Annotated in this window: 28 protein-coding genes; 9 read left to right on the forward strand and 19 right to left on the reverse strand. The window is 61.1% G+C overall.

Annotation, left to right across the window (positions count from 1 at the left end; all coding sequences use genetic code 11):
• The first annotated feature begins 15 nt into the window (after positions 1-15).
• Positions 16-654, forward strand: coding sequence for a hypothetical protein (locus R3C98_RS15270; protein ID WP_371314936.1), 639 nt, complete (start codon positions 16-18; stop codon positions 652-654).
• On the opposite strand, the gene R3C98_RS15275 is transcribed toward R3C98_RS15270, so the two are convergent.
• Entirely contained in the window at positions 651-1412 is a 762-nt protein-coding gene (locus tag R3C98_RS15275; RefSeq protein ID WP_371314937.1) for a 16S rRNA (uracil(1498)-N(3))-methyltransferase, read from the reverse strand. The genes R3C98_RS15270 and R3C98_RS15275 overlap by 4 nt on opposite strands.
• 58 nt (positions 1413-1470) lie before the next feature.
• Between R3C98_RS15275 and R3C98_RS15280 the strand changes: the two genes are divergently transcribed.
• From R3C98_RS15280 to R3C98_RS15295, 4 genes are all read left to right on the forward strand, one after another.
• Positions 1471-2844, forward strand: a complete 1374-nt coding sequence (locus R3C98_RS15280; protein WP_371314938.1) for an NAD-dependent succinate-semialdehyde dehydrogenase — start codon at positions 1471-1473, stop codon at positions 2842-2844.
• A gap of 62 nt (positions 2845-2906) precedes the next feature.
• The gene (gene ubiA / locus R3C98_RS15285; protein WP_371314939.1) at positions 2907-4037 is read left to right on the forward strand and encodes a 4-hydroxybenzoate octaprenyltransferase; all 1131 of its coding nucleotides are present in this window, start codon (positions 2907-2909) and stop codon (positions 4035-4037) included.
• 31 nt (positions 4038-4068) lie between these two features.
• Positions 4069-4728, forward strand: a complete 660-nt coding sequence (locus R3C98_RS15290; protein WP_371314940.1) for a DsbA family oxidoreductase — start codon at positions 4069-4071, stop codon at positions 4726-4728.
• On the forward strand, positions 4725-5516 hold the full coding sequence (locus R3C98_RS15295) for an enoyl-CoA hydratase/isomerase family protein (protein ID WP_371314941.1): 792 nt from the start codon (positions 4725-4727) through the stop codon (positions 5514-5516). The genes R3C98_RS15290 and R3C98_RS15295 overlap by 4 nt, the downstream gene beginning before the upstream one ends.
• A gap of 17 nt (positions 5517-5533) precedes the next feature.
• Here R3C98_RS15295 and R3C98_RS15300 read toward each other — a convergent pair whose 3' ends face one another.
• The 11 genes from R3C98_RS15300 to R3C98_RS15350 all read right to left on the reverse strand — a co-directional run bounded on the left by R3C98_RS15300 (position 5534) and on the right by R3C98_RS15350 (position 17101).
• The gene (locus R3C98_RS15300) at positions 5534-6730 is read right to left on the reverse strand and encodes a hypothetical protein (protein WP_371314942.1); all 1197 of its coding nucleotides are present in this window, start codon (positions 6728-6730) and stop codon (positions 5534-5536) included.
• The gene (locus R3C98_RS15305) at positions 6727-6954 is read right to left on the reverse strand and encodes a hypothetical protein (RefSeq protein ID WP_371314943.1); all 228 of its coding nucleotides are present in this window, start codon (positions 6952-6954) and stop codon (positions 6727-6729) included. The genes R3C98_RS15300 and R3C98_RS15305 overlap by 4 nt, the downstream gene beginning before the upstream one ends.
• 52 nt (positions 6955-7006) lie before the next feature.
• A protein-coding gene (locus R3C98_RS15310) for an IS3 family transposase (protein WP_371309187.1) occupies positions 7007-8187 on the reverse strand; the annotation gives its coding sequence in 2 pieces (ribosomal slippage) (positions 7007-7929 and positions 7929-8187; 1182 coding nt in all).
• A 47-nt stretch (positions 8188-8234) separates the two neighbouring features.
• Positions 8235-8849, reverse strand: a complete 615-nt coding sequence (locus tag R3C98_RS15315) for a hypothetical protein (RefSeq protein WP_371314944.1) — start codon at positions 8847-8849, stop codon at positions 8235-8237.
• 233 nt (positions 8850-9082) lie between these two features.
• Entirely contained in the window at positions 9083-9490 is a 408-nt protein-coding gene (locus R3C98_RS15320; RefSeq protein ID WP_371314945.1) for an ATP synthase F1 subunit epsilon, read from the reverse strand.
• A 13-nt stretch (positions 9491-9503) separates the two neighbouring features.
• Entirely contained in the window at positions 9504-10928 is a 1425-nt protein-coding gene (gene atpD / locus R3C98_RS15325) for a F0F1 ATP synthase subunit beta (protein ID WP_371314946.1), read from the reverse strand.
• Between the two features lie 42 nt (positions 10929-10970).
• Entirely contained in the window at positions 10971-11849 is an 879-nt protein-coding gene (locus tag R3C98_RS15330) for a F0F1 ATP synthase subunit gamma (protein WP_371314947.1), read from the reverse strand.
• 36 nt (positions 11850-11885) lie between these two features.
• A complete protein-coding gene (atpA, locus tag R3C98_RS15335; RefSeq protein WP_371314948.1) occupies positions 11886-13418 on the reverse strand; it encodes a F0F1 ATP synthase subunit alpha in 1533 nt (510 codons plus the stop codon).
• 7 nt (positions 13419-13425) lie between these two features.
• Positions 13426-13971, reverse strand: a complete 546-nt coding sequence (atpH, locus tag R3C98_RS15340; RefSeq protein WP_371314949.1) for an ATP synthase F1 subunit delta — start codon at positions 13969-13971, stop codon at positions 13426-13428.
• A 318-nt stretch (positions 13972-14289) separates the two neighbouring features.
• Positions 14290-16461, reverse strand: a complete 2172-nt coding sequence (locus R3C98_RS15345; protein ID WP_371314950.1) for a primosomal protein N' — start codon at positions 16459-16461, stop codon at positions 14290-14292.
• Positions 16462-16519: 58 nt separating this feature from the next.
• Entirely contained in the window at positions 16520-17101 is a 582-nt protein-coding gene (locus tag R3C98_RS15350; RefSeq protein ID WP_371314951.1) for a TetR/AcrR family transcriptional regulator, read from the reverse strand.
• A gap of 81 nt (positions 17102-17182) precedes the next feature.
• Here R3C98_RS15350 and R3C98_RS15355 point away from each other — a divergent pair, with 81 nt between their 5' ends.
• The 4 genes from R3C98_RS15355 (at position 17183) to R3C98_RS15370 (ending at position 20891) form a co-directional block, all read left to right on the forward strand.
• Positions 17183-17596, forward strand: coding sequence for a PaaI family thioesterase (locus R3C98_RS15355; RefSeq protein ID WP_371314952.1), 414 nt, complete (start codon positions 17183-17185; stop codon positions 17594-17596).
• Positions 17597-17819: 223 nt separating this feature from the next.
• Entirely contained in the window at positions 17820-18416 is a 597-nt protein-coding gene (locus R3C98_RS15360; protein WP_371314953.1) for a hypothetical protein, read from the forward strand.
• A gap of 120 nt (positions 18417-18536) precedes the next feature.
• On the forward strand, positions 18537-19529 hold the full coding sequence (locus R3C98_RS15365) for an AAA family ATPase (RefSeq protein WP_371314954.1): 993 nt from the start codon (positions 18537-18539) through the stop codon (positions 19527-19529).
• A 21-nt stretch (positions 19530-19550) separates the two neighbouring features.
• Positions 19551-20891 (forward strand): VWA domain-containing protein, encoded by a 1341-nt coding sequence (locus tag R3C98_RS15370; RefSeq protein ID WP_371314955.1) that lies wholly within the window; start codon positions 19551-19553, stop codon positions 20889-20891.
• Positions 20892-20953: 62 nt separating this feature from the next.
• On the opposite strand, the gene R3C98_RS15375 is transcribed toward R3C98_RS15370, so the two are convergent.
• The 7 genes from R3C98_RS15375 to R3C98_RS15405 form a co-directional block, all read right to left on the reverse strand.
• A complete protein-coding gene (locus R3C98_RS15375; protein ID WP_371314956.1) occupies positions 20954-22354 on the reverse strand; it encodes a hypothetical protein in 1401 nt (466 codons plus the stop codon).
• A 206-nt stretch (positions 22355-22560) separates the two neighbouring features.
• Positions 22561-23118 carry an energy transducer TonB gene (locus tag R3C98_RS15380; RefSeq protein WP_371314957.1) on the reverse strand — a complete coding sequence of 186 codons (558 nt, stop codon included), beginning with the start codon at positions 23116-23118 and terminating at the stop codon, positions 22561-22563.
• 359 nt (positions 23119-23477) lie between these two features.
• On the reverse strand, positions 23478-24101 hold the full coding sequence (locus R3C98_RS15385) for a TonB family protein (RefSeq protein WP_371314958.1): 624 nt from the start codon (positions 24099-24101) through the stop codon (positions 23478-23480).
• Positions 24102-24110: 9 nt separating this feature from the next.
• Positions 24111-24527, reverse strand: a complete 417-nt coding sequence (locus R3C98_RS15390) for an ExbD/TolR family protein (RefSeq protein WP_371314959.1) — start codon at positions 24525-24527, stop codon at positions 24111-24113.
• A 12-nt stretch (positions 24528-24539) separates the two neighbouring features.
• Positions 24540-24959 (reverse strand): ExbD/TolR family protein, encoded by a 420-nt coding sequence (locus tag R3C98_RS15395; RefSeq protein WP_371314960.1) that lies wholly within the window; start codon positions 24957-24959, stop codon positions 24540-24542.
• A complete protein-coding gene (locus tag R3C98_RS15400) occupies positions 24959-25468 on the reverse strand; it encodes a MotA/TolQ/ExbB proton channel family protein (RefSeq protein ID WP_034762936.1) in 510 nt (169 codons plus the stop codon). Before R3C98_RS15400 ends, R3C98_RS15395 begins: the two co-directional genes overlap by 1 nt.
• Before the next feature lie 36 nt (positions 25469-25504).
• On the reverse strand, positions 25505-26899 hold the full coding sequence (locus R3C98_RS15405; RefSeq protein ID WP_371314961.1) for a MotA/TolQ/ExbB proton channel family protein: 1395 nt from the start codon (positions 26897-26899) through the stop codon (positions 25505-25507).

A 26899-nucleotide genomic window follows, 5' to 3' on the forward strand; every position in this document is an offset into this window, starting at 1 on the left:
GTTGAGAGTCCGCAGATGACCAAGATGACCACCGATGAACGCGACGACCTGAAAATGTGGGCGCGTCTGCACGTTCGGGGCGGCTATGAGCCGCTGGAGGAGATCGAGGAGATTCTGCTGGATTACGCTCAGGACTTCCGCAGCCCCCTCACCGACCGGGACCGTCAGATCGAGGTGCGCAATGCCTTGGTGCATGCCGTGTCGGCACTGGTGGAAGAGCAGGATTCGTGGCCGGTTCTCACGGATTTTGACCGCCTCTCCCTCGCCTTCGATATGCTGGAAGAGGAAGACATCGTCGCGCGGCAGCATTTCACCTGCTGCGGGACCTGCGGCGCGGCCGAGATCGGTATCGAAATGGACGACTTCCAGGACATGTCCGGCCGGGAGCCGAAGGGTTATGTCTTCTTCCACCAGCAGGACACGGAAAGCGCGGTCGAAAGCGGCAGCCTGTACATCAGCTATGGCGCGGCCGATGCCACGGCCTCTCCGGAGGAAAACATCGCCATTGGCCAGCGGCTTCACGACATTTTGCAGTCCGTCAGCCTGAAACCAGTCTGGGACGGAAAGATCAATCACCGAGTCGGTCTCGCCATCGACTGGAAACGCCGCTGGGAAGGCGCCACACCCAAGCCTATCAAACGCTGGTTTTACTAACGCCAATCCCCTTTTAGCGCCTGCCACACGGACAGCGCTGCCACGGCAGCCGTTTCGGCACGCAGGATGCGTGGACCAAGACTCACGGCGGCGGTGTCATGCCGGCTGCGTAGCCAGTCGCGTTCTTCGGACGTGAAACCGCCCTCGGGACCAATCAGTATGGCGACCGGCCCTTCTCCCAGACCGGCGAGCACATCGGCAATCGGCCCTGCCCGGCCCGTCTCGCCGCCCCATGGCGCTTCCGTATCATCGCCCCGTTCATCGCAGAAGATCACCATCGTGCCTTCCGCGAGCGCATCGAGCGCTTTCGGAAGCGACTGCAAGTCTTCCACCGTTGGCAGGTCCAACCGTTCAGTCTGCTCTGCCGCCTCCAGTGCGATTTTCTGGAACCGGTCCATCCGCACGGTGCGGGTCTGCGTGCGCTCGGTCAGCACAGGGCAGATCCGGGCAGCACCCAGCTCCGTCGCCTTCTCCACGATGAAGTCTGTTTCAGCCTTTTTTACCGGCGCGAACAAAAGAACCGGGGCGTTGGCAGCGACGTCCGGTTGTGCCCGGACAAGCGAGACAGGCTCCAGGCTTGCGCGCTTGCCCTGAACTTCGCTTATCCGAGTGTCCCATTCGCCATCGCGGCCATTGAACACGCGCACGGGCGCACCGGCGCCGAGGCGGAGGACACGCAGCAGGTAATTCGATTGCGCATCGTCCAGCGGAAAGGCAATGCCTTCGCTCAGGTTCTGCGTCACAAAGAGTCGGGGCATGGAACTCATGTCCGGGATATAGGCTTATGCATGCTGAAGGTTAAGTCAGGAGCGCGGTATGTCAGATAAACTGGTAAAATCAATCAATCCGGCAAATGGCGAAGTGCTCGAAATCTTCACGCCGTTTTCCTCGGCTGCTCTCGAAACCGCTCTCGAGAAGGCTGCTGACAGGTTCCGCAAATGGCGCGCGGTGCCGCTTTCCGAACGGGCAGAATTGCTGAACCGCGCCGCGGAGGTGCTGGAGGCGAAAGTCGCCGACTATGCCCGCGACATCACGCTGGAAATGGGCAAACCCCTGACTGAGGCCGAAGCCGAGGTGAAGAAGTGCGCGCTCGTCTGCCGCCACTATGCCGAACATGGCCCCGGCTACATGCAGGACGAAATTGTCAGCACCGAAGCGCGCCGCGCCTTCGTTCGTCACCTGCCCATGGGACCCGTGCTGGCGGTAATGCCGTGGAACTTCCCTCTTTGGCAGGCCTTCCGGTTCGCCGCACCGGCATTGATGGCAGGCAATGTGGGGCTCCTGAAGCATGCTTCGAATGTCTGGCGCTCAGCACTCAATATTGAGGATGTCTTCCACCGTGCAGGTTTTCCGGAGGGATGCTTTCAGACACTCCTGATCGGCGCTTCCAGAGTCGAAAGCGTGATCCGCGACAACCGCGTGAAGGCAGTCACGCTGACCGGGTCCGGCCCCGCCGGACGAAGCGTTGCCGCGATTGCAGGGGATTGCATCAAACCCAGCCTGCTGGAACTCGGCGGCTCGGATGCATTCATCGTCATGCCCTCGGCAGATCTGGACAAGGCTGTTCAAACGGCGGTCAACACGCGGGTACGAAACTCCGGACAGTCCTGCATCGCTGGCAAGCGCTTCTTCGTGCACGCCGATATCTACAATGATTTCAGCAAACGCTTCGTGGCCGCTTTCGATGCGCTGAAAGTCGGCGATCCCATGAAACCCGAGACGGATGTCGGTCCGCTCGCCATGTTGGCCCTCCGGGACGAACTCGTCGATCAGGTCGAACGCTCCCTGAAAGGCGGGGCCGAACGCCTGACGAAAGAGCGCACCGTGCCTGGCAAAGGCGCATGGATTGCGCCGCAAATCCTGGCCGATGCACATTCCGGCACGCCTTCAACCGACGAGGAGATGTTCGGCCCAGTCGCAAATCTCTGGAAAGTCTCCAGTCTCGACGACGCCATCACACGCGCCAATCGCAGCGTGTTCGGCCTCGGCTCCGTCTTGTTTTCAAAGGAAGAATCCGAGATCGACCAGGCAGTTCGGGAGCTCGAAGCGGGCGCCACATTCGTCAATTCGATGGTCGCGTCAGACCCGCGTCTGCCTTTCGGCGGAATCAAGCAGTCCGGCTTTGGCCGGGAACTCGCCGCGGACGGGATGCGAGCCTTCATGAACCGCAAGACCGTCTCGGTGGCGTAACCATTCCCCTGACAGGTGCGATGCCCTGTCGGAATCGGGAATCCGCGCTATAAGCCGCTCCGATGACCGCGCCCCAGATCTCTCCTGCCGACAGTGCCTTGCCGGGCTGGCTCTCCAGCCTGCCGGAGGGCTTGCGCCCCTACGCCATGCTGGCGAGGTGGGACCGGCCGGTCGGTATCTGGCTGCTTTACCTGCCTTGCCTGATCGGCCTGGCCTTTGAGCGGATCGAGACCGGGCTCTACCTGACCGACTTCCTGTGGGCCATCCTGTTTCTGATCGGCGCGACCGCCATGCGCGGGGCGGGCTGTACCTGGAATGACATCACCGACCGGGATTTCGATGCGCAGGTGGAGCGCACAGCCCTGCGACCGCTGCCCGCCGGGCTCGTGACCCTCCGCGAGGCTCACATCTTCCTCGGCGCCCAACTGGCCGTCGGCTTCCTGGTCTGGCTGTGCCTGCCGGGGGACGCAAAGATCGTCGCCCTGCTGTCCATTCCGCTGGTTGCCGCCTATCCCTTCATGAAGCGCGTCACCTGGTGGCCGCAGGCCTGGCTCGGCGCCACGTTCAACTGGGGCGCCCTTGTCGGCGTCGCAGTCGCCGGCACAGTCGGCTTTCCGGCGATCCTGCTCTATGTCGGTCTCGCCTGCTGGACGGTTGCCTATGACACGATCTACGCCCTGCAGGACCGGGAAGACGATGCCCTGATCGGCGTAAAATCCACCGCGCGCCTCTTCGGCAAGCATGCCGCGCTCTACAGTTTCGGCTTCTTCATCATTGCCGCCGCCCTGATCGCTGCCGCTTCCGGAATCCAGGGAGCAGGCCGCATGGGCGCGGTGACGTCACTCGCCTTCCTTGGCCACGCCACGGCACAGATTTCCCGCCTGAAACGCCGCGGCGAAGGCGTCGCGCTGGCGGTGTTCAAGTCCAATGTCTGGACAGGTGCCCTGGTGGCCCTCGGTCTGACGCTCGCGGCCATGACACCAGAACCGGCCCCCCGCACCATTTTCTCCGGACCGGAAATCGTCCCCGATGGCAGTCCGGACAAGGTCACCCTGCCCTTCGGCCTGGAACTCAAGACGGGCGCCCGCGAGCCCGGCTTGCCGGAAACATGGCTCGCCAGTGAAATACGCCGCACACTGGAACGTGATGGCTATGTCTTCCCTGACACCCCGGAATCGCCAGACGAGCCGTGACGCAGACCATGTGATCGCTTAAGGTGACACCATGTCTGTTGTCATTGAAATGGTTTCCGATCTCGTCTGTCCCTGGTGCTGGCTCGGCAAGCGCCGCATCGAAGCCGCCATGGCCCTGGTGCCGGACGTGGACGTACAGCTCCTGTTCCGCCCCTACGAACTCGACCCGACCATCCCGGCGGGCGGGGTCGACTACAAGGAATACATGCGCAAGGCGTTCAGCTCGCCGGAAGCCAAGGAACGGTCCGGCGCAATGCGTCAGGCGCTGATTGATTATGGCGAGGCCGAAGGCATTCCTTACCGGTTTGAAGAGATCAGCTGGCGCCCGAACAGTCTGGATGCCCACCGCGTCGTTCACTGGGCGCAAGGCCAGGACAAAGGACCTGCTGCCAAAGAAGCCCTGTTCCAGGCCTTCTTCCATGATGGACGCGATATCGGCGACCATGGCGTTCTGGTGGACATAGCCCGGCAGATCGATCTGGATCCAACGATCGTCGCAGACTTGCTGGCAACTGACGCAGATGTGGTGACTGTACGCGCGGAAGAGAAGTTCTTCCGCGAAATCGGCATTTCGGGTGTTCCGACCTATATCGCGAACCGCCAGTTCGCTGCTCAGGGTGCCGAAACGCCCGAGAAGCTCGCCCGCTTCATTCGCCACGCTGCCGAACACCCGCCCGAGGCCACCACATGAGCGATCTTGTCCGCATAGAAACAGATGGCCGCGTCGCCACCGTGAGGTTTGACACCGGCGCCCGCGCCAACGCGCTCAGCCAGCAGCTTATGCAGGAACTCACCGAAGCGGCTCTTCAGTTCCACGACGCTCCGGAGATTTCCACAGTCATTCTGACCGGCCGCGCCGACCAGTTTTCGATGGGCGCAGACCTGAAAGACCCTGCCGGCTCGACAGCCGCCAAGTCTTCCCTCCGGGAGCGGAGAATATTGTTGCGACGCGGCCCACGCATGTGCGAGGCGTGGGAAGCCGTGGATGCATTGACGATCTGCGCGATTGAAGGCTGGTGCGTCGGCGGCGGCGTGGCGCTTGCCACTTCGTGTGATCTACGTGTCGCTGCCGAGAACTCGACCTTCTATGTTCCGGAAGTCGAGCGCGGCATGAACATGAGCTGGGGCTCGATCCCCCGCTTCGTGGCACTGGTCGGCCCGGCGCGCGCCAAACGGATCGCGGGGCTCTGTGAGAAGATCGATGCCGCGACAGCTCTGAACTGGGGCCTTGCGGATCATGTCGTGCCAGCCGGAACCGCCATGCATAAGGCCCGCGAAGTGGCTGCTGCGGCCTCCCGCTTGCCGCCCACAGCGCTCAAAATGGTGAAGCAGGATGTGAACGTGGCCGCACACGCCCTTGCCAAGGCCACCGCGCATCGCGATCTGGAAGCCTTCGCCCTGCTCCAGCGTTCCGACGATTTCCGGGAAGGCATCAAGGCGTTCCTGGAAGGGCGCGACCCGGAATTCACCGGGGATTGAGCCGCCTTACTCCCCCTTTAGTCGAGGCACTTCGTGATTTTGGTGTGCCAGATATTGGCGTCGTCCCGGCTTTCCCCCAAGACAAATCCGGTCACGATGGACGCCGAAGTCACTGACGGCATTTCACGCCCGTCAATCGCGCGACAAATGACAACGCGCCCGGAATCGATGTGACGGCGCAATGCACGTTCAGCGTCCCGAATATCCAGATCGGAATTCACATTCAGCGAGCGACTTGCGTGGAATCCGCCCCGCTTGGCTGCAGCCGGATGGAACATCGCTTGTTGGGTGGAAGCTTGGGTCCGAAAGTTCGGATCAAATACCACAATCCGCCCTTCGTCAGAGACGCCGATGTCCATACCGGCCGGCCCACGGAACCCCATTGTCCTGGCGTTCTCGCCGATGGCCAACGCGGCCTTCACACCTCCCATCGGGAACGGATCATTCTCGTCAATGATGTTCCCGATCTGGTGCGCGGGCGCGGAGAACAACTGATCTGCAGCGCCTAAATATCGCACGCCTTCATCGTCGATGGACAGACTCACACACCAACAGCCCCGCACAGGAACTGCTTCCTCAACGATAATCTCATCCACGCCGTCAAGAGATTTGAAGAAGTCCCAGGCCGCCTTGATTTCGGCCTGACTCTCACAATAGCGAACCGCATACCCCATGCCGGTGGGCATATCGCTGCCCGACTTAATATAGCAGGGCGTGGCGATTTCAGGAGCTGACTCTGTGTCTATGCTGATGACTGAACGATCCGCCAGGTATTCGCCTGGCGCAATCAGTGGCAAGTTCCGTTTGGAATTCAGCTTTCGCCACAAGCGCGGGACAACATAATTTGCGCTCTCTGGATACTTGCCTTTCTGCGGCGGATACGGCCACGCCAGCTTATGACCTTCGCGGATCAGGTTCAGGGCGTGACGATAAGCTTCTTCCGGCGTCGAAAAAGTTCGCATGTCCTCAGACACTTCGATACCTGAACGCGCGATCATACCCAGAGCAACCGGCGTCGTGCCACCCTTGTGGCGCACGGTCGCCCGCCCATTCATGACGCCCATCATTGTCGTGGAGACCGTGTCGGCAGCACTTGAAGGCAAACCCAGAAGTTTCAGATGCGAGATATCTGCACGCGGCGCAAACGCGACGTGGTCAGGAAAGAACGAGCGTTTCCCCAGCGTGGAAACAAGGGGCGAGTCCAGAACCGTCATAGGTAAGCTTCGATCCCTTCTGCCAGCGAGCGGACACGCGGAGAGTCAGTCGTATCCGAATGTCCGTACGAGGGCGTTTTGTTTGCATCGAGCAGGAATGCTTTTCCGTCATGCTCGACATAATCGAACTTTCCATAGTCAAACCCCATCTGCTCACGGATGACGCGCAACTCTTCTGGAATGTCGGAGAAAAACTCATGGCGCTGGGTCGTGGCGACCTTCACCAGCGGGTCTGTCGCCAGATTGCGATTGACCCAGCCCCCTGATCCGGGCCGTTTATTTGGAGACTCCGTTCGCCTTTCTTTCTGGTTGGGTGGTGGTGGTCAAGGCCCGCTGAGCGGAGCTCTTGCGTAGCTCAGGCGAAGCGGGCCGGGCTCGCCTGACATTATCAGCGAACCTCGCCGGAGCGAGGCCGCCGAGGGATGTATGAGGGCGGACGGTATTGTAATCGATCCGCCAGGCTTCGATAATGCTGCGAGCCTCGCTGAGACGGTCGAACAGGTGCTCGTTGAGACATTCGTCCCGCAGCCGGCCATTGAATGATTCCACAAACGCATTCTGCGTTGGCTTTCCGGGCGCAATGTAGTGCCATTCGATCCGGGCCTCCTTGACCCATTTCAGGATTGCGTGACTGGTCAGCTCCGTGCCGTTGTCAGAGACGATCATCTGAGGACGACCGCGCTGGTCGATCAGCCGCGAGAGCTCCCGGGCGACGCGGATGCCCGACAGCGAGACATCGACAACCGTCGCCAGGGCCTCGCGTGTAAAGTCATCGACCACGCAGAGCGTCCTGAACCGCCTGCCATCACTCAGGGCATCGGAGACGAAGTCGAGGCTCCATCTCTGGTTCGGTCCCTCGGGAAGGTGCATCGGGCTGCGGGTGCCGACCGCGCGCTTGCGGCCGCGCCGGCGCTTCACGGCGAGACCCTCCTCCTGGTAGATCCGGAAGATCTTCTTGTGGTTGGCGCCCAGCCCCTCCCGGTCGAGCAGTATCCCCAGCCGGCGGTAACCGAACCGGCGGCGTGCCGCAGCCAGCGCTCGCAGACGCTCCCGCATGGCCGCGTCATCGCCCGCCTGTTTCTCATATTGGAACGTTGATCGATCCAGCTCAGCCAGCTTGCAGGCCCGACGTTCGCTCAGCTCATGCACCGCCATTAGGTGCTGCACGGCCTTGCGTTTGACATCGGGCGTCAGAAGTTTTTTGAGGCAAGATCCTTCAGCGCAGCATTGTCGAGCATCGCTTCGGCCAACAGGCGCTTCAGCTTGCTGTTCTCCGACTCCAGCGTCCGCAGCCGCTGGGCGTCCGACACCGTCATCCCGCCAAATTTGGCCTTCAGCTTGTAGAAGGTCGCATCCGACAGCCCGTACTTGCGACAGATGTCTGCCGTCTTCACGCCGCTCTCGTGCTCCCGGATCATCGCGATGATCTGCTCGTCTGTGAATCTGCTCTTGCGCATGTGTCATCCTCTCTAATCGAGAGAGTCTGCAAAATCATGGCCGGAATTCAGGGGGCTGGGTCACGATAGGCATATTCCCTGTCGCCAAAGAATATCCAACCGCGCACGCCGTACAGTCCGTCTTCGTTACGTTCCGGCAGGAACTTTTCAACGATCAGGTTTTCGTCATTCCAGACCCAGCCAGGAACATCGTTCTTGCTTTCCAAAACCGGGTAATGACCGGGCGGAAGCTGACGAGCGAGCCGCCACGAGCGATGGGAGAGCCGACGGCGTACCTTGAAACACAGCGACGATAGGAGGCCGATCTGTTCAGCTTCACCGCCTTCCGGAAAGCCGAAATGATTCAGGTCGGTTTTGATGATGACCGGTCCACCCCAATCGTCACCCTCGGTGGTCTGAAGGACGGATATATGTGTTTTGGAAATATCAAGCACATTCCCATTCAACACGGTCGCCCCTTCGGGCGCTTTTGCAAGCTCATCGAGGTTCAGGCGCGTCTTGTCATGATGCAGGATGCAGACATCCGCATCCTGTGAATATGTGTCACTGCACTCGACCTGCAGACCCTTCTCCCGCCACAGGCGCATCAAAGCCGACAACATGTAGTGGTCCGGCATTTGCGGCGTCAGGTTTGAAATACTGATGAGGGTATCGCGGTTCATTCCGTGCCCGTTGCTCGCCGTGACTTAGAAATCGGAGAATTGATCATGCACAAAACATACCGCATCGCCCCCTCACTCAGAGGGAGGACGCAAAATATTCAGTGGAATCAAAAGAGTAGCGAAAGGCGGCGATACTCTACTCACCGCGATATCCAACAAAGAAAACGGGCCGCTGATCGCATCAGCGGCCCGTATCTGTTTGCCGGTTTGAACCGGAAAGTCTCTGCCTGGTTCTAGTGGACCAGCGCGGCCTTCAGGCTTTCGAGATAATCGAAGTGTTCCTGCAGCGTCGAACGGTTTGAATCGTCCTTGTCCAGCGACTGGATCTTCAGGAGCGTGGCGTCCAATTCGGCCTGCACATCTTCGACTTTCACGTCGTCGAGCATGCGGGCTTCTTCAGCCAGAATGGTGAGGCCCGCGGACGTGACGTCTGCAAACCCGCCGCGCACGAAGATGCGCATCTTGACCGTGTCGCCTTCCAGAACGCGCACCACGCCGTTGCGAAGTGTCGTCATGAAGGGCGCATGGTTCACCAGAACGCCGAACTCGCCATCCGTGCCGGGCGCGATCACATGATCGACCTCGCCGGAGAACAGCTCTTTCGCGGGCGAAACGAGCGAGAAGTTGAGTTTATCGGCCATCTATCCTGTCCGCTTACGCGTCTGCCATCATCTTGGCGGCTTTGGCTTTCGCCTCGTCGATGTTGCCGACCATGTAGAAAGCCTGTTCCGGCAGGTGGTCGAACTCGCCAGCGATCAGGCCTTTGAAGCCCTTGATCGTGTCTTCGAGTTTCACCTGCACGCCCGGCGAACCGGTGAAGACTTCGGCCACGTCGAACGGCTGCGACAGGAAGCGTTCCACTTTCCGGGCGCGGGCCACGGCGAGTTTGTCTTCTTCCGACAGTTCGTCCATGCCGAGGATGGCGATGATGTCCTGAAGTTCCTTGTAGCGCTGCAGGATCTCCTGCACGCCGCGGGCAACTTCATAATGCTCGTCGCCAATGACCAGCGGGTCGAGGATACGGCTGGTGGAGTCCAGCGGGTCCACGGCCGGGTAGATGCCCTTCTCGGAGATCGCACGCGACAGAACGGTCGTGGCGTCGAGGTGGGCAAACGAGGTGGCCGGGGCCGGGTCGGTAAGGTCGTCAGCCGGAACGTAGACGGCCTGGATCGAGGTGATCGAGCCCTTGTTCGTGGAGGTAATACGCTCCTGCAGCTGGCCCATGTCGGTGGCCAGCGTCGGCTGGTAACCCACAGCGGACGGGATACGGCCGAGAAGTGCGGACACCTCGGCGCCTGCCTGGGTGAAGCGGAAGATGTTGTCCACGAAGAACAGCACGTCCTTGCCTTCCTCGTCGCGGAAGTATTCCGCCTGAGCAAGACCGGTCAGGGCGATACGGGCACGGGCGCCCGGAGGCTCGTTCATCTGGCCGTAGACCAGAGCGGCGCGGCTTTCGCCTTCCAGGTTGATAACCTTGGATTCGATCATCTCGTGGTAAAGATCGTTACCTTCACGCGTCCGCTCGCCGACGCCTGCGAAGACCGAGTAGCCGCCGAACAGTTTGGCGATGTTGTTGATCAGTTCCATGATCAGAACCGTCTTGCCCACGCCGGCACCGCCGAACAGGCCGATCTTGCCGCCTTTGGCGTACGGGCAGAGCAGGTCGACGACCTTGATACCGGTGACGAGCACTTCGGATTCGGTCGACTGGTCGACGAATTCCGGTGCCGGGGCGTGGATCGGGCGCTCCATGTCGGAACCGATCGGACCGCGCTCGTCGATCGGCTCTCCGATGACGTTCATGATGCGGCCGAGGGTCTTCGGACCGACGGGCACGTTGATCGGCTTGCCGGTGTCAGCCACCGGGCCGCCGCGCACGAGGCCTTCGGTGGAGTCCATGGCGATGGTGCGAACCGTGTTCTCACCGAGGTGCTGGGCGACCTCGAGCACGAGGCGGCTGCCGTTGTTCTCGGTTTCCAGCGCGTTGAGGATCGCCGGCAGCTCGCCGTCGAACTCGACGTCGACAACGGCGCCGATGACCTGGGAAATGCGGCCTTTGGCGTTTGCGGGAGTGCTCATGCGGGTCGTCTCCTTTGGAGCGGGTATCTCTGGGTTGTGTCTCTACAGCGCTTCCGCGCCCGAAATAATCTCGATCAGTTCCTTGGTGATCTGGGCCTGGCGTGCGCGGTTGTATTGCAGCGACAGGCTGTCGATCATCTCGCCGGCGTTCCGCGTTGCGTTGTCCATCGCGGTCATCTGGCTGGCGTAGAAGCCGGCCGAGCTTTCCAGCATGGCCGACAGGACCTGTGTATTGAGGTAGCGCGGCAGCAGCGTTTCGAGGATCGCCGTTTCCGACGGCTCGTAACGATAGATCGCGCCAGCAAGGTCCACCGTCTCGGCATCGGCAGGCGCCGCGGCCGGGATCAGTTGCTGGGCGGTCGGAACCTGCGTCAGCACGTTCTTGAACTGCGAGTAGATCAGCGTTGCCACGTCGAACTCGCCATTCGCGAACCGCTCGGTCAGGCTGTGACCCAGCGCGATGGCGGACTCGGTATAGTCACCGCCCTTCACCGCCGACAGGTCGAAATGGCTGATGAAGAGGTCCGCATAGTCGCGCTTCAGCTGCTCGCGGCCTTTTTTGCCGACGGTCAGCACCTTCACCGTTTTGCCTTCGCTCTGCAGCGCGGCAATCGTCTGCCGGGCGAGTTTGGCGGTGTAGGTGTTGAAACCACCGGCGAGGCCGCGCTCTGCCGTCATGACGACGACCAGGTGAACCTGGTCGCTGCCGGTACCGGCAAGCAGTTTCGGGCCGCCAGTGCCGGCAGACGCCGACAGGTTGGCGAGAACCGCAGCCATGCGTTCGGCATACGGGCGGGCAGCCGTCGCGGCGTCTTGCGCGCGCTTCAGCTTCGCCGCGGCCACCATTTGCATGGCCTTCGTGATCTTCTGCGTGGATTTCACGCTCGAGATCCGGTTTTTCAGGTCCTTCAGGCTGGGCATGTCAGGCCTTCCAGTTCGTGCTCAGTCGTCCGGGGCTCAGGCAAACTTCGAGGTGAAGTCGTCCAGGGCCTTCTTGATTTCGGCTTCGATGTCGTCGCTGAGAGCTTTCTCGTCGCGGATCTTGGCCAGCAGGTCTTTGTTCGCACCGCGGAGGTGAGCCAGCAGCTCTTTCTCGTAGCGGGTCACGTCTTTCAGGTCGACCTTATCGAGGTAACCACGCGTACCGGCGTAGATCACGCAAACCTGCTCTTCCATCAGCAGCGGCGAGTATTGCGGCTGCTTGAGGAGTTCGGTCAGGCGGGCACCGCGGTTCAGCAGGCGCTGAGTTGCGGCATCGAGGTCGGAACCGAATTTCGCGAAGGCGGCCATCTCGCGGTACTGGGCGAGTTCGCCTTTCATCGAGCCGGCAACTTTCTTCATCGCTTTCGTCTGGGCCGAGGAGCCCACGCGCGAAACCGACAGACCAACGTTCACGGCCGGGCGGATACCCTGGTAGAACAGGTCCGTCTCAAGGAAGATCTGGCCGTCGGTGATCGAGATCACGTTCGTCGGGATGTAGGCCGACACGTCGTTGGCCTGGGTTTCGATGATCGGCAGGGCCGTCAGCGAGCCAGCGCCATTGTCGTCGTTCAGCTTGGCAGCGCGCTCGAGGAGACGCGAGTGCAGGTAGAACACGTCGCCCGGGTAAGCTTCGCGGCCCGGCGGGCGGCGCAGCAGCAGGGACATCTGACGGTAAGCAACGGCCTGCTTGGAAAGGTCATCATAGATGATCAGGGCGTGCATGCCGTTGTCGCGGAACCACTCGCCCATGGCGCAACCGGTGAACGGTGCGAGGTACTGCAGCGGTGCCGGCTCGGATGCCGTTGCCGAAACGATGATCGTGTAGTCGAGGGCGCCGCGCTCTTCGAGCGTCTTGACCACCTGGGCCACGGTCGAACGCTTCTGGCCAATAGCGACGTAGACGCAGAACAGCTTTTCGCTGTCGTCCTTGGCGGCGTCGTTGGTCGGCTTCTGGTTCAGGATCGTGTCGATACAGATAGCGGTTTTGCCGGTCTGACGGTCACCGATGACCAGCTCGCGCTGGCCGCGGCCAACCGGGATCATGCCGTCGATGGCCTTCAGGCCCGTCATCATCGGCTCGTGCACCGATTTACGCGGGATGATGCCCGGCGCTTTCACGTCCACACGGGCACGGTCAGCAGCTTCGATCGGGCCTTTGCCGTCGATGGCTTCGCCCAGCGGGTTCACGACGCGGCCGAGGAGGCCCTTGCCGACCGGAGCCGACACGATCTCGTCGAGGCGCTTGACGGTGTCGCCTTCCTTGATGCTGCGGTCGTCGCCGAAGATCACGACGCCGACGTTGTCGCTTTCGAGGTTCAGCGCCATGCCTTTGATGCCGCCGTCGAATTCGACCATTTCGCCGGCCTGCACGCTGTCGAGGCCGTAGATACGGGCGATACCGTCGCCCACTGACAGAACCTGGCCGACATCGGAGACTTCGGCTTCAACGCCGAAATTCTCGATCTGCGACTTCAGGATGCCCGAAATTTCTGCTGCTGAGATATCCATCGAGCGACTAAGCTCCCTTCATGGCGGTGTTCATGCGTTCCAGTTTGGCGGCAAGGCTTGCATCAACGAGTTGGGACCCGATGCGCAGCTGGATGCCGCCGATGAGCGAGGAATCGACCTCGCTGGTTAGTTCGACCTCGCCGCCAACGGCTTTGGCGAGGATTGATTCGATGCGCTGGCGCTCGGCGCCGGTCATTTCCTTGGCGGTGCGCACAACGGCGCGCTTCACGCCGCGCTGTTTTGCATAAAGTTCGTCAAAAGCGACGCCGGCACCGAGAATGTCGCCCGAACGGCCGTTCTGCGCCATGGTGCCGAGGAACTTGCCGAACAGCGCGCTGAGGCCGGCCTTCGAAGCCACTTCGGCCAGGGCCTTCACCTTGTCATCGCGGGAGAAAGCCGGCGAACCGAGCAGGAGCGACAGATCGCCGGAGCCTTGCGCCAGCTCGGCGAATGCCTTGAAATCCTTATGGACATTGGCGAGGTCGCCTTTGTCCTGTGCGAGTTCGAACAGCGCGCTCGCATAGCGGCGGGCTGCTTCGTTCGCATGTGTCATCTTTGATCCAGCCAAGGGTCTTTCGTCCATGTTCAGGTGGGCGGTCTGGCCCGAAAACAGCAAACAGGGCTGCGTGCGAATTGCCCGCGCCCATGAAAACTGTGCGCCGCTTAGCATCAGTCATCTGACCTGACAACATGGGCATGGCGCCAATGTCTGCGGCGAAATGACAATTATGACAACATGCCCCTAAAGCCCCGCAGTCTTTGGCTTTCCGGGACGAAGCGGCTTTGCCCTCGGGCATCCGGAGGAACCCGCCGAAACGGTGCCTTCTCCGGTTCGGCCGCCATGGCCGCCGCCCTACCGATTCTCGGCCGGCTACAGGAAGGAATATGGGTCGATATCGACCGACAGGCGGACCGGTGTGGACAGTTTCAGCTTCGCCAGCCACGCAGACATGTAAGCCGACAGGTCCACGTTGCGGGGGGATTTCACCAGGAATCGCCGCCGGTGCCGTCCGCGCAGCACGGTGATCGGCGCCGGGGCCGGGCCGAAGAGCTCGATTCCCTGCCCGTTCGGCGCAAGTGCCGCCACATCCCGCGCGGCCTGGTCCACCATTTCGGCGGACGGCGCCGACATGATCACCGCCGCCAGGCGTCCGAATGGCGGCAGGCCCAGCTCTGCCCGCACATCCCGCTCGATCTGGAGGAAGCCATCGCGGTCGCCATCGGCGAGCGCCAGCATGGCCGGGTTGTCCGGCGCGTAGGTCTGCACCAGCGCCCGGCCCGGCCGTTCGGCACGCCCTGCCCGGCCCGCCACCTGGCTCAGCAGCTGATAGGTCCGCTCGCCCGCGCGCAGGTCTCCGCCCTTCATCCCGCTATCTGCGTCCACGACGCCCACGAGGGTCAGGTTCGGGAAATTGTGTCCCTTGGCCACGATCTGCGTGCCGATCAGGACGTCGATCCCGCCCTGCTCCATCCGCTCGACGATGCCGCGCGTGGCTTCTCCGCCCTGCGCCGTGTCCGAGGAAAAGATCTCGATCCGCGCCTCGGGCAACAAGACGCGCACTTCCTCGGCCACCCGTTCCACGCCCGGCCCGACGCCCATCAGCGAATCGACCGCCCCGCAATGCGGACACATCTGCGGCTTCAGGATGGAGTAGCCGGTGACGTGGCAGACAAGCCGGTTGGTGTAGCGGTGCTCCGTCAGCCAGTTCTCGGTGCCCGGCGTCTTCAGCCGTTCCCCGCACGCCTTGCAGATAACGAGCGGCGCATAGCCCCGGCGGTTCAGGAACAGCAGCGTCTGCTCGCCCGCCTCCAGCGTCGCGCGCATCTCGTGCACCAGCCGGGACGACAGCCACATGCCCTTGGCCGGCGGATCGGCGCGCAGGTCCACCAGCTCCACATCCGGCAGCCGCGCCGCGCCCGGCCGCGCCGACAGTTTCAGCCGCGTATAGCGGCCCATCTCGGCGTTCACGATCGTCTCCAGCGCCGGCGTCGCGGACGCCAGCACCACCACCGCTTCCTCCAGCTTGCCCCGCATCACGGACATGTCGCGCGCATGATAGGTCACGCCGTCTTCCTGCTTGAAGCTGCCGTCATGTTCCTCGTCGACGATGATCAGCTTCAGCTTGCGGAACGGCAGGAACAGGGCCGAGCGCGCGCCGATCACGATCCGCGCGCGGCCATGGGCGGTTTCACGCCATGTGCGACGGCGCTCCTTGTCCGAGAGGCCCGAATGCCAGGGCGCAGGAGGCGCGCCGAACCGCGCGGTGAAGCGCGACAGGATCGCCTGCGTCAGCGCGATCTCCGGCAGCAGGACCAGAACCTGCGCTTCGGGATCCGCCTTCAGTGCCTCGGCAATCGCCTCGAAATAGACCTCCGTCTTGCCGGAGCCGGTGACACCGTCGATCAGGAAAGTATGGAACGTGCCTGCACGCACAGCGTGGCGCAGTTCTTCCGCCGCCTCAGCCTGCTCGGCCGTCAAATTTGCGCCCGGCAGGTCCGGGTTCACGGGTGGAAAGGGCGGGTCCGTCGGCACATCGATCGCCTGCAGCGCGCCAGCCTCGGCCAGCCCCCGCACAACGCCGGACGACACACCCGCCGCCTCCGCGATCTGCGCCGTCGTCATCGGCGCGTCTTCCGCCGCCATCACGTCCAGCACCTTGGCGCGCGCGTCGGTCATGCGCGGCGGCAAGTCACCGGTGGCCGTAAAAACCGTCTCGGTCGGCGACGGCAACAGCCCCGCCCGTGCCCTCAGCGCCATGGAGAGCAAATGCCCCGGATGGCTGACCGTGTAGCGCGCGGCAAAGGACAGGAAGTCCCGCATCGGCTTCGTCATCGGCGGCGTGGGGTAGACCTCCGACACGGCCTTCAGTTTACGTCCCTCGCCCGCCTCGTCGCCCAGCATTTCGACGACGATTCCCAGCCGCTCATACTTGCCGAGCGGCGCCGCGACGTAGCTGCCTTCCACCACGTCCAGATCGTCCGGCACCGCATAGTCGAACGGCTCCGGCAGGGGCATGGGAAAGAGAATCCGTGCGACAGGCATAGGCCAAGGCTTAGCCCCTCAGCCTGCCTCCGTCACGCCGCCCGGTCAGCACGGTCCGTCAGCGTGTTGCTGCAGCCTTGTAGAGCGCACCCAGCTCCTCCGCCGCCAGCCGCAACGGGCTGTCATCCCCGCTCACCCGGCACTGGATGAGAGCGCCTTCCAGCGCAGAGATGGTGAAGCGCGCGAGGCTTTCGGCGCGGGCCTTCGGGATGCCGGCCGACACCGCCGACTCCGCCAGCACACCGGCCCAGACGTCGAACGCCTTCGCTCCCGCCTCCCGGATCGCTTCATGCTCCGGCACAGTTTCAAGCAGGGTCGTCGTAATCGGACAGCCGTCCCGATAGTCCGAGGCGGCCATCCACCCGGCCAGCATGTCGAAATAGCGTTCGACAAGGTCACCGGGCCCGGCCGTCTCCCCAGCCAGCTCCTTCAGCGTGTTCGTCACGGTCTTCCCGGCCAGTTGAACCGCCTCTGCCCCGATCTCGGCCTTTCCGCCCGGAAAGTAGTGATACAGCGACCCCTTGGGCGCGCCGCTCTCCGCCAGAATCTCGGCAAGCCCGGTCGCCGCGTATCCCTTCTGACGGAACAATCTCACCGACGTGGCCAGAAGCGTTTCCCGATGTTTCGCAGCAGCCGCCATCCCGGCCTCCAAAATTATATAGACTGGTCTACATGATCTCGATACACCTCGATCCATTAACAGGCAATGAGGAGACGGCGGATGGTGGACAACATTCCGGAGGGCTTTGCCCCCCATTTCAGGAAAAGCGGCCTGACCGACCCGTGGGAGCCGCTCTATTCACGCAATACCGGCGAGGCGATATGGATCGGCCTGCGCGCGGGCCCGGCCCACGCCAATTCGCGCGGCTTCGTGCATGGCGCGCTGATCTCCGCCCTCGCTGACAATGCAATGGGGCTCAGCTGCGGCCTGTGGCTGGAAAATATCTCCGGGCTCGTCACGGTGGGCCTGTCACTGGATTACCTGTCGACCGCCCGCCTTGGCCAGTGGCTGGAAATCCGCCCCACGGTCCTCCGGACCGGAAAGAATTTGTCCTTCTGCACCGCGACCATCCATGCGGATGAGACCCTCTGCGCCCGGGCGAATGCCACCTTCCGCGCGCTCCAGGCGGCATGATCCGTCTAAGTCCGGTATAGTCCGGTATGATCATGCCAAGTCATGCATGATCATGCTGAAGTCAGATTTCGTGCGATGCTGGTCATGCTGGAATGGCGGTCGGGGACAGGTTCCTTTGTCTCCCACACCCGCCCCGTCACAGACCCCTGCGAAGGCAGGCATCTTCGGGCGTTTGATGGGGCACTTATCCTCCCGGATGGCCTCCCATGCCACTCTGCCCGCCATGACAGAACGCACCGCTTTCCTCTCCCAGGCTTTCAACACGCTCGCCCGCGCGATCGCGGAGGCGGGCGTGAATGTCGACCTCTACAAGACACCTGAGACGATCTCGAAATCGCTGAACCGCAAAGTGCGCGCGGAGTTGAAGCGCCTCGCCGTGCTGCTCCGCCGACTGATCTTCCTGCTGGCGTTGCAGATGGAGCTGGCGCCGCTGAAGCCGCGCATCGGAAGCAATTATTACGAGTCGAAGCAGGAAAACGCCGAGTACCGCTACATCTTCACCATGGTGCCTGCGCAGTCACGCCCGTGTCCGCATTTCCTGAAAGGGCCGGTGACGCCGCCCGTGTCCGGACCCGTCCCCGCCGCGCCGCTGATCGCGCGGTGGCAGGCCATGCTGGACACGATGAAACATCACAAGCGCCGGGCGAGATGTCTGGCCCGCACGATCCAGCGCTGGCAGGCGGCTGGCGAAGCCCGGCCACATGTGCCGCCCATCCCGAACGCGCATCGCATGCCGGCTGCCGTGGCCCTCGTCTCGGGCGGGCTCACGGTGCAGTTGCTCGAAGCGCTGAAAAGCTGGCCCGAGCCCGACACGAGCTGAGCCAAACTAAAAATCAGGATTTTTGCCGGGACGCTGGGGCGTCTCCGGGCGGACGTTCTGGCGTGCGCTTCCCCCGCGATATGGCTTGCCAGCCAGACACCCCGCCCCTACCCCTTAAGCATGGCAAAAGACCTTTCCACCGGCTACGAGCCGATGACGTCCGTTGACGCAATCACTGCAGGCCTCGAAGGCGTGGGGTATATCTCCACGAAGCAGATCTCGACGGCTGTTTTCCTGGCCCACGGGCTGCGCAAGCCGATCCTGATCGAAGGCCCGGCCGGCGTCGGCAAGACAGACCTCGCCGCCTCGCTCTCGCGCTGGCTGGAGCTGCCCCTGCTTCGCCTGCAATGCTATGAGGGGCTCGACGAGGGCAAGGCGCTCTATGAGTGGAAATATGGCAAGCAGCTGCTCTACACGCAGATCCTGAAAGAGAAGCTGAACGAGGTGATCGGCGATGCCGGTTCGCTGGAAAGCTCGCTCGGCAAACTCTCTTCCTTCGAAGACCTTTTCTTCTCTGAACAATTCCTGGAATCCCGCCCCCTGCTGACGGCGATGAAACAGGAAATCGGCTCCATCCTGCTGATCGACGAGATCGACAAGTCGGACGAAGAATTCGAAGCCTTCCTTCTGGAAGTCCTGTCCGATTATCAGGTGACCGTGCCGGAGATCGGAACGATTGCCGCGAATGTGCCGCCGCTGGTTATTCTGACCTCGAACAATGTGCGGGAACTGGGCGACGCCCTGAAGCGCCGCTGCCTGCACCTCCACATCGGCTTCCCCGACCATGCCCGCGAACGCCGCATTGTCCGCGCCCGCGTCGAAGGCCTGGAAGAGTCGCTGCTGGACCAGATGATTTCCTTCGTCCAGTCGGTGCGCGATGTCGACATCAAGAAGCGGCCTTCGATTGCCGAAACCGTGGACTGGGCGAAAACACTGCTTCTGCTGCACGCAACGGCGCTGGACGAAACCTTCGTCCGCGACACGCTGAATGTGCTGCTGAAGCATGAAAGCGATATCGCCGTGATCGGCCCGGAAGTGCCGAAAATGCTGCGTGAAGCCGCCACACAGAAACCCGGCGGCCGCACCTCCTCCGGCTATCCGGACCTCGGATGATAGAGGGGGCATGACGGGTCAATGGAACGCCCGCTCACCAACTTCATCCGTGCCCTGCGCTCTTCCGAAGTGCGGGTTTCCACCGGCGAGGCCCTGGATGCCGCCCACACGTTGAAGCTGATCGGCTATGCCGACCGCAGCATGCTGAAGGACTCCCTCGCCTGCGTTCTGGCCAAGTCGCCAGAAGAGAAAATCACGTTCGACGAGCTGTTCGAACTTTATTTCTCAAGGCAGGAAACCGCCTCCAGCGCGGAGCAGGATGAGTCAGACTCTTCGGACACAGACAATTCAGAAACCGATGCTTCCAACCTTGTCGACCTGATGGAGTCCGGCGACGAAAGCGCGATTTCCCTCGCCCTCGAAAAAGCCGCCGAAGCCGCTGGTGTGGACGACATTCGCTTCTCCACCCAGGTCGCCTACTATGCCCAGCAGATGGTGAAGCAGATGGGCGGCGAAGCGCTGCAGGCCCGGCTTCTGGAAGCCCTGCAGCAGGGCGGCCGGGACGGTGATGCCGAAGCGCAGCGCCTGATCGATGTCCGCCGCGATGTCACGCTGAAAGCACGCGAGCGCGCCGAGAAAGCCTTCCAGGTTTTTGGTGCGGGCGAAACTCAGCAATTCCGCGACGACTACGCCGCGGAGAAGAAACTCTCCGCGATCGACCGCAGTGACATGGAACGGATGAAGCGCCTAATCGCCAAGATCGCCAAGCGCCTCGCCGTCAAACACTCCCGCCGCAAACGCCGCCGCAATCGCGGCCAGCTGGATGTCCGCCGGACGATGCGCGCCAATGCCGGCTTCGACGGCGTGCCGTTCAATGTGGTCTGGAGGCAGAAGAAGAAGGACAAGCCGAAGATTGTCGTCGTCTGCGACGTCTCCGGCTCCGTCGCCCAATATGTGCGCTTCCTGCTCCTGCTGCTCTGGTCGATGAAAGATGTCGTGCCGGACATGCATGCCTTCGCCTTCTCGTTCCGCCTCGGATCCGTGGACGAATTGCTGGAGCAGAACGACTTCGAAAACGCGATGGCGAAGATCCTCCGCGAATACGGCATGGGCTCAACCAGTTACGGCCAGGCCTGGTCGGACCTGAAGATCAATCACGAACAGATCATCGACCGCCGCACGACCCTGCTCGTCCTGGGCGATGCAAGATCGAATTATGGTGATCCGCGGATGGACCTGTTCCGCGAGTTCGCTGCCCGCGCGAAGCGGGTCATCTGGCTGAACCCCGAAGGCCCCGGTCTGTGGGGCACGGGCGACAGCGTCATCCCCCGCTATGCGCCCTTTTGTGCCCAGGTCACGCATGTCTCGACCCTGAAAGACCTGGAACGCGCGGTCGACGAAATCCTCAGCGCCTATAACTGAACCCCGGAATCAAAAAACCCCGGCACGTGGCCGGGGTTTTCCGAATTCAGTTCATCGACCGATCAGGTCCGCTGGCCTTTGCAGGACGGCGCTTCGTTGAACGCCTTCTCGGCGACGTCCAGACGCTCGTTCACATCCTTGCAGTTCTCAGTCATCTGATCCTCACCCAGAACCGAAAGGCTCTTACAGATCTTGGCTTCGTTCTGCACATTGAGCAGAGCCGACTGATACTTGAAGCAATCCAGTGCCAGGGCCGTCGCTTCTTCGGAGTTCATGAACGCGATCCAGCTGCTGCCGGCGCGATTGCTTGCCTTGCGGAAAGCTTCACGAGCACCAGCGCGGTCACTGCGTTCGTAACGGGACTGGCCGATCTGGACCCAGGCCGTGCCCGCATCTTTCACACCGCCCATGCTGAGGGCTTTCTGAAGAGCGTTTTCAGCTTTTTCCCATTCCTGAAGGTCAGCATAGGAGCGGCCAAGGCGCTCATACATGGCACCGCCGCCGCCAGCTTCTGCAGCGGCCTGGATCACCGGAATGGCCTTCTCGTGCTCGCGAGCCACCTGATAGAGGTTCGCGAGAAGTTCGAGATGGTCGAGGTTCCGGGAAATGCGGCCGGCGTTCATTTCCTTCTCGAGTATCTTGGCACCCTGATAAGGCACGTTGAACCGGTTGTAGAAGTTCACGATACGCATCAGCTCGTCTTCGGTCTTCAGCATACCGGCGAGATACATCGCCTTCTGAACCTCGAACGCGCGGCGCTCTTCGTTGCTGGCGAAATAGTTACCGGCAATTGCCTCCCAGTACTTCCGCTCGGTCGGATTGTGGGCGACGACTTCCTCAAGGATGCTGGCGAGTTTCGCCTTATCGTCTGCCTGGTTGTAGAGGTAGATCAGCAGGTCATAGAGCTGCTGGTCATATTTGGATCCATCTTCCGCCTTGACCAGTTCGCCCCACTTGATGGCTTCCTTGAAATTGTCGACCCGCTGGTACAGGACCGCGAGCTGCCATTTCTGGGTGCGGTCAGGCTTGCCGCCAGCCTGCTGCCACTTGGTCATATATTCGAGGGACTTGTTGATGTCCTCTTCCTGCAGATAGATCTGGGCGATGTTGTAGTAGGTCTGCGCCTTGTCCTTGTCTGCGATGTAGCCCTTGTTCAAGGCTGACAGAAGGTCGTTCACAGCAGCCGTGCGATCACCCTTCTGGATGTTGATATAGGCCGACAGCTTCAGAACAGCGCCTTCCTCATAACAATTCAGCCCCATCTGCTTGAGCTGGTTCATCTTGTTGGCGGCTGTCACATAGTCGTTGTTCGTCATCGCCGCCTGTTCGGCGTCCAGGTAAAGCTGGCCTGTTTTCGATGAGAACTCTGTTTCTTCGCAAGCCTGTGCAAGTGCCGAGCCGGCGCCAACTGACACCATGAAGCCGGCGATGACGGCGCCCTTGAGAACAGATCTGATACCCATAATTCCTCTCCTGACCGCTGGCTTAGCGGAGTTGTGCCCAATCAACCGGAATTGCCCGGCAGGATCAAGGACTTCAGCGCTGCTTCTAAGGCTTTTTATGTGCGCCAAATGGCCCGTTTCCAGCTTGGTCGTGACTTGCCCCTGATATGGTTCGGTCGCGACCCTCTCGTCAATGCTGATACACATGCGAACGCGTTGATTCCACATCACTGCAGCCTGAATTCCATGGGATAGACATAATTGTGCGACTCGACAGGCACTCCCTGCCTGATTTCTGGCAGGAACTGCGCTTTGCCGACTGCTTTGGCGGCCTCTTTTTCGAATCCCGGATGGGAACACGTCGCGGAAATATCGTACGGCAATCCGCGCGTGCTGAGGCTGAAATGAACCTCGCAAGTTCCTCCCTGCCCAATCCGGGCCATCGCCGGCGGATAGGACGCGGTCGGCTGACGAACGGCCTGCGCGACTCTCTCTCCGATCGCTTGCGGTGCTGGCGGCCTGAAATTGATCACATCTCTCGAAACCAGCCAGCCATCTGTTTTCAATACAGGCACCGGAAGCCCGCCCACTTTGGAAGCGATTTTCGAAACCGGCGGCATAGGCGGTAATGCCACTTCCACGATCGGTGCGAATTCCCGCTCGACCGTTCTGACCTCAGCAGGCTCGCGCTGCGGCGTAATTTTCTCCAATATCCGCTGCGGTGTCGCGACCCGCTCCACCTCATCCACCCGGATCATTCCAGTCATGGTGACGAACAGGCTCAACGTAACAGCCGCTGCTGGCAGAACTGCAGCCAGGAACCTCCGCTCTGTCCCTGATGACGCACTGGCAGCAATTCCGGCACATATAGACGACCGGCTTAGCCAGGGACGATCCGGTGTTTTCCTCTGAACAGAAATCATCATCTTTCTCCACGCACTGTTATGTAACTACATTACAATTTATTGCTCATTACGCAAGGGAAACCTTGGGGGAGAAGTTGCTCGAGTTTGGAGGAACATCCAGAGAGTCAGCTGGCATTCCGGTTTACCTGGCAGCAACAGAACATCGACGCTGTCAGTCCAATAGAGAAAGGGCGCTCCAAGGAGCGCCCTTTCAGAAAGTTTGCAATTCAGCCTGGAACTTACTGGAGTTTGAATTCCAGCGGGTACACGACGTTCCGACGCTCAGCTGCCTTGCCACGAACGATCTTCGGCGCGAACTCAACCCGGCCCACAGCCCGCTCAGCTTCACGAACGAAGAGGCTGTCAGAGCAGCTCGCCTGGATGTTGTACGGCTTGCCGCGGGTATCCACGTCGAAACGCACTTCACACGAACCTTCGATGCCACGTTCCGCAGCGCGCTGCGGGTATGTCGGCACCGGCGGACGGATCGGCTGGGCGTCACGATCGGAGATTGCCACCGGGTCGATTGCGAGCGACTGCATGCGGCCGAGATTCAGTTCGGTCGGAGCAGCACCCTCAATCTGCGGTGTCGGCAGGTTGATGTTGGACTTCGTGGCCGAAACCTTCGGCGGCGGAGGCGGCTTCTGAGCCGAGTCGATCCGCTTGGGCTTTGAACGCTGACGCGTGCGAACCTCGGAATCCTGTTGCTGGGGCGTGATCGCGGTAAGAACCCGCTGCTCACCTTTCTCCAGGTTCACTTCCTTCACCGAGATGAGTTGGTTCATCACGATAAAGAGCATGTAAACAATCGGAATGGCGATAGCGACACCAACCAGCAGCCTCGTCAGGGGATTAGCGAACATGGCTTTCTCCTACTCGATCTTGGCCGAAATATTGATGGCCGTTGCGCCATCAAGGCGGTTGATGGTCTCCATCACGTCGACAAGTGTCTCGGCAGCCGAATTCACATCGGCCTGAACCACGATCTCGCCGCGAGGGTTGTCTTCACGCATCTGTTTGATGGTGAAGCCGACTTCCTCCGGAGAGATCAGCTTCTTGTCGATGTAGATTTCGCTATCCTCGTTGATCGCAATCAGGATGGCGAGCGGCTTGGCGTCTGCCTTGTTGTCCACGTCAGGACGGATGATCGCAACACCCGGCTCCTTGATGAACTGTGCCGTCACAATGAAGAAGATCAGAAGGATAAAAACCACGTCGAGCATCGGCGTGAGGTTTACATCATCCTCCGCACCCGACCCGGCCAAAGACTGGCGTTTTCTGCGTGCCATTGGGTGCTCCTCTTACTGGTCCTGCGACAGAACGAGGTTAACCCCCGTCTGATAGCCGGCGTTATAGGCGGCGTCCCGAATAAGGACGATGACACCACTTTTCGCACGCGGATGTGCCTGAATTATGACCTGGCTTTCCGGTGTTTCGGCGCGGACGCGTTCGATGTTCGCTCGCACGGAGCCAATATCGGTGTTCCGGCCGTTGACGGTGATCATGTTCGACTCGTCGATATAGATCAGGATAGCAGGCACAGACTGCATCTGCTCCTGATCTGCCGGTGCAGGCGGCGGCGGAGGCTCAAGGCCCATTGCCTGTTCCTGCGCGAAGGTCGATGTCACGATGAAGAAGATGAGCAGGATGAAAACAACATCCAGCATCGGCGTGAGGTCGACATTGGCCTCTTCAGGCGCGTCGTGTGAACGTCCTCGCATCAGCTGATCTCCATCGCGTCTTCAACCTGCTGAACCGAACGGGCAACCCGGCGATCCATACCAGAGGTGAAAAGAATACCGGACAGCGATGCCACCATGCCGGCCATGGTCGGGATCGTGGCGCGGGACACACCGGCCGACATGGCCTTTGCGTCTGCACCATTGGTAATCGCCATGACGTCAAACACGGCGACCATCCCGGTCACGGTTCCCAGCAGACCCAGCAGTGGCGCCAGAGACACCATTGCCTTGGTCAGGCTGACATTCTGTTCCGCTTTCATGCGGACTTCCGAGACCAGCTTGTCGCGGATCCAATGAGCGAAGGTCGATTTCCTGTCGGAGCGCGAACGCCACTCCGCAATCGCCTCAGCGGCCACCTGCTTATGAGCAAATCTGAAATAGAACACACGTTCCAGGATCAGTGCCCACATCACGAATGTTGCAAACATAATAACCAGCAACACCGGACCGCCTCGGTCGAGGAAAGCTTGTAAGTCTAGCAAACCCATACGGGCTCCTCCTCAGTTGAGGCTACGGGGAGCGGCTTACGCCGCACCACGCAGGGATTCCGCTTTCTCGGCGATCAGGCCAGCAGCCTGCTCGTCGAGGATCTGCTGATTACCGCGAGCCATCGAAGCGATGATTGCGTGAACCAGAAGCAGCGGGATAGCCGACACAAGACCGAACACGGTTGTCATAAGAGCAACCGAAATACCGCCAGCCATCAGCTTCGGATCGCCGGCACCGTAGATGGTGATCGACGTAAAGGTGATGATCATACCGATAACGGTACCGAGAAGACCGAGCAGCGGAGACACAGCCGACAGAACCTTCACGATATCGTTGAAGCGTTCAATGCGCGGTGATTCACGCAGGATCTGCTCGTCGAGCTTGAGTTCGAGCGTTTCGATGTCCGAGCCACGGTTCTGTTCGTAGGTTTCGAACAGGCGAGCCAGCGGGTTGCCATCGCCTGCCTGACGGGTTTTCGCCGTCTTGCGCATGGAGCCGCCCATCGTGAACAGGGTGAACATCTTGTAGATGCCGATCAGCAGGCCGATCGCCAGCAGGAACATGATGACTGCACCAACCGGACCACCTTGCTTGATACGGTCGCTGAGAACCGGCAGGTCGCCAAGGATGCCGAACAGGTTGCCTTTGGACGGATCGACCGGCGCACGCACGAGTTGATCAGGACCCGCATTGATAAGGGATTTCATCGCACCGGCGTAAGATCCAGCCGGCTGGGTCTTGAAGGCCTGCAGGTAGGTGTCGCCGTTGTCTTTCTTTTTGACTTCGACGAACTTGGCGCCATCAGTCGTCGCAGCGGTGAACACACCAACGCGCATCAGTTCGACATCAGCGTTCGATGCATCCGGGCCAACACCATCCACAGTCGAGGTGAAGGTCTTCACTTCGGACTGGGCGATCATTTCCTGAAGGATTGCCTTCGGAAGACGTTCCAGCTGAGCGCGGTTCGGAAGCGTGCGGGCTTCAGCGATTTCGGCGATGCCTTCAACGCGGCCCTGATAGTCGAAGTTTGCGAAGGAGTTCGCAATTTCCGGCATGGTCTCACCGGCTGCGGAACGGAACTGGCCGAGCAGTTCCTGGAAGTCGCCAGCCTGTTCGGTGACCTGAGCTTCCAGATCGCCGAGTGTCGCTTCGTTCGCATCGAATTCTGCACCGAGCGCGCGGCCGCGGGCTTCAGCAGAGTTCAGAGCGCCCCGGGCTTCAGCCATTTTGGCTTCCTGGGCGTTCTTGTCCTGCTGGAATTCTTTCAGACGCTGCTGGTTCTCAGCAGTCATCTCGTTGGAGTCAGCTTGAATGCGCTTCAGAACGTCCGCGAGCGATTGTGCGGACGCCGGAGCGGCGAAGGTCATTGCGCTAAGGCCGAGCAGCGAAGCTGCACCCAGAGCCTTCAGCGAGGATTTGAAATTCAACAT

It is taken from the genome of Hyphomonas sp. (assembly GCF_041398465.1).
Classification (GTDB): domain Bacteria; phylum Pseudomonadota; class Alphaproteobacteria; order Caulobacterales; family Hyphomonadaceae; genus Hyphomonas.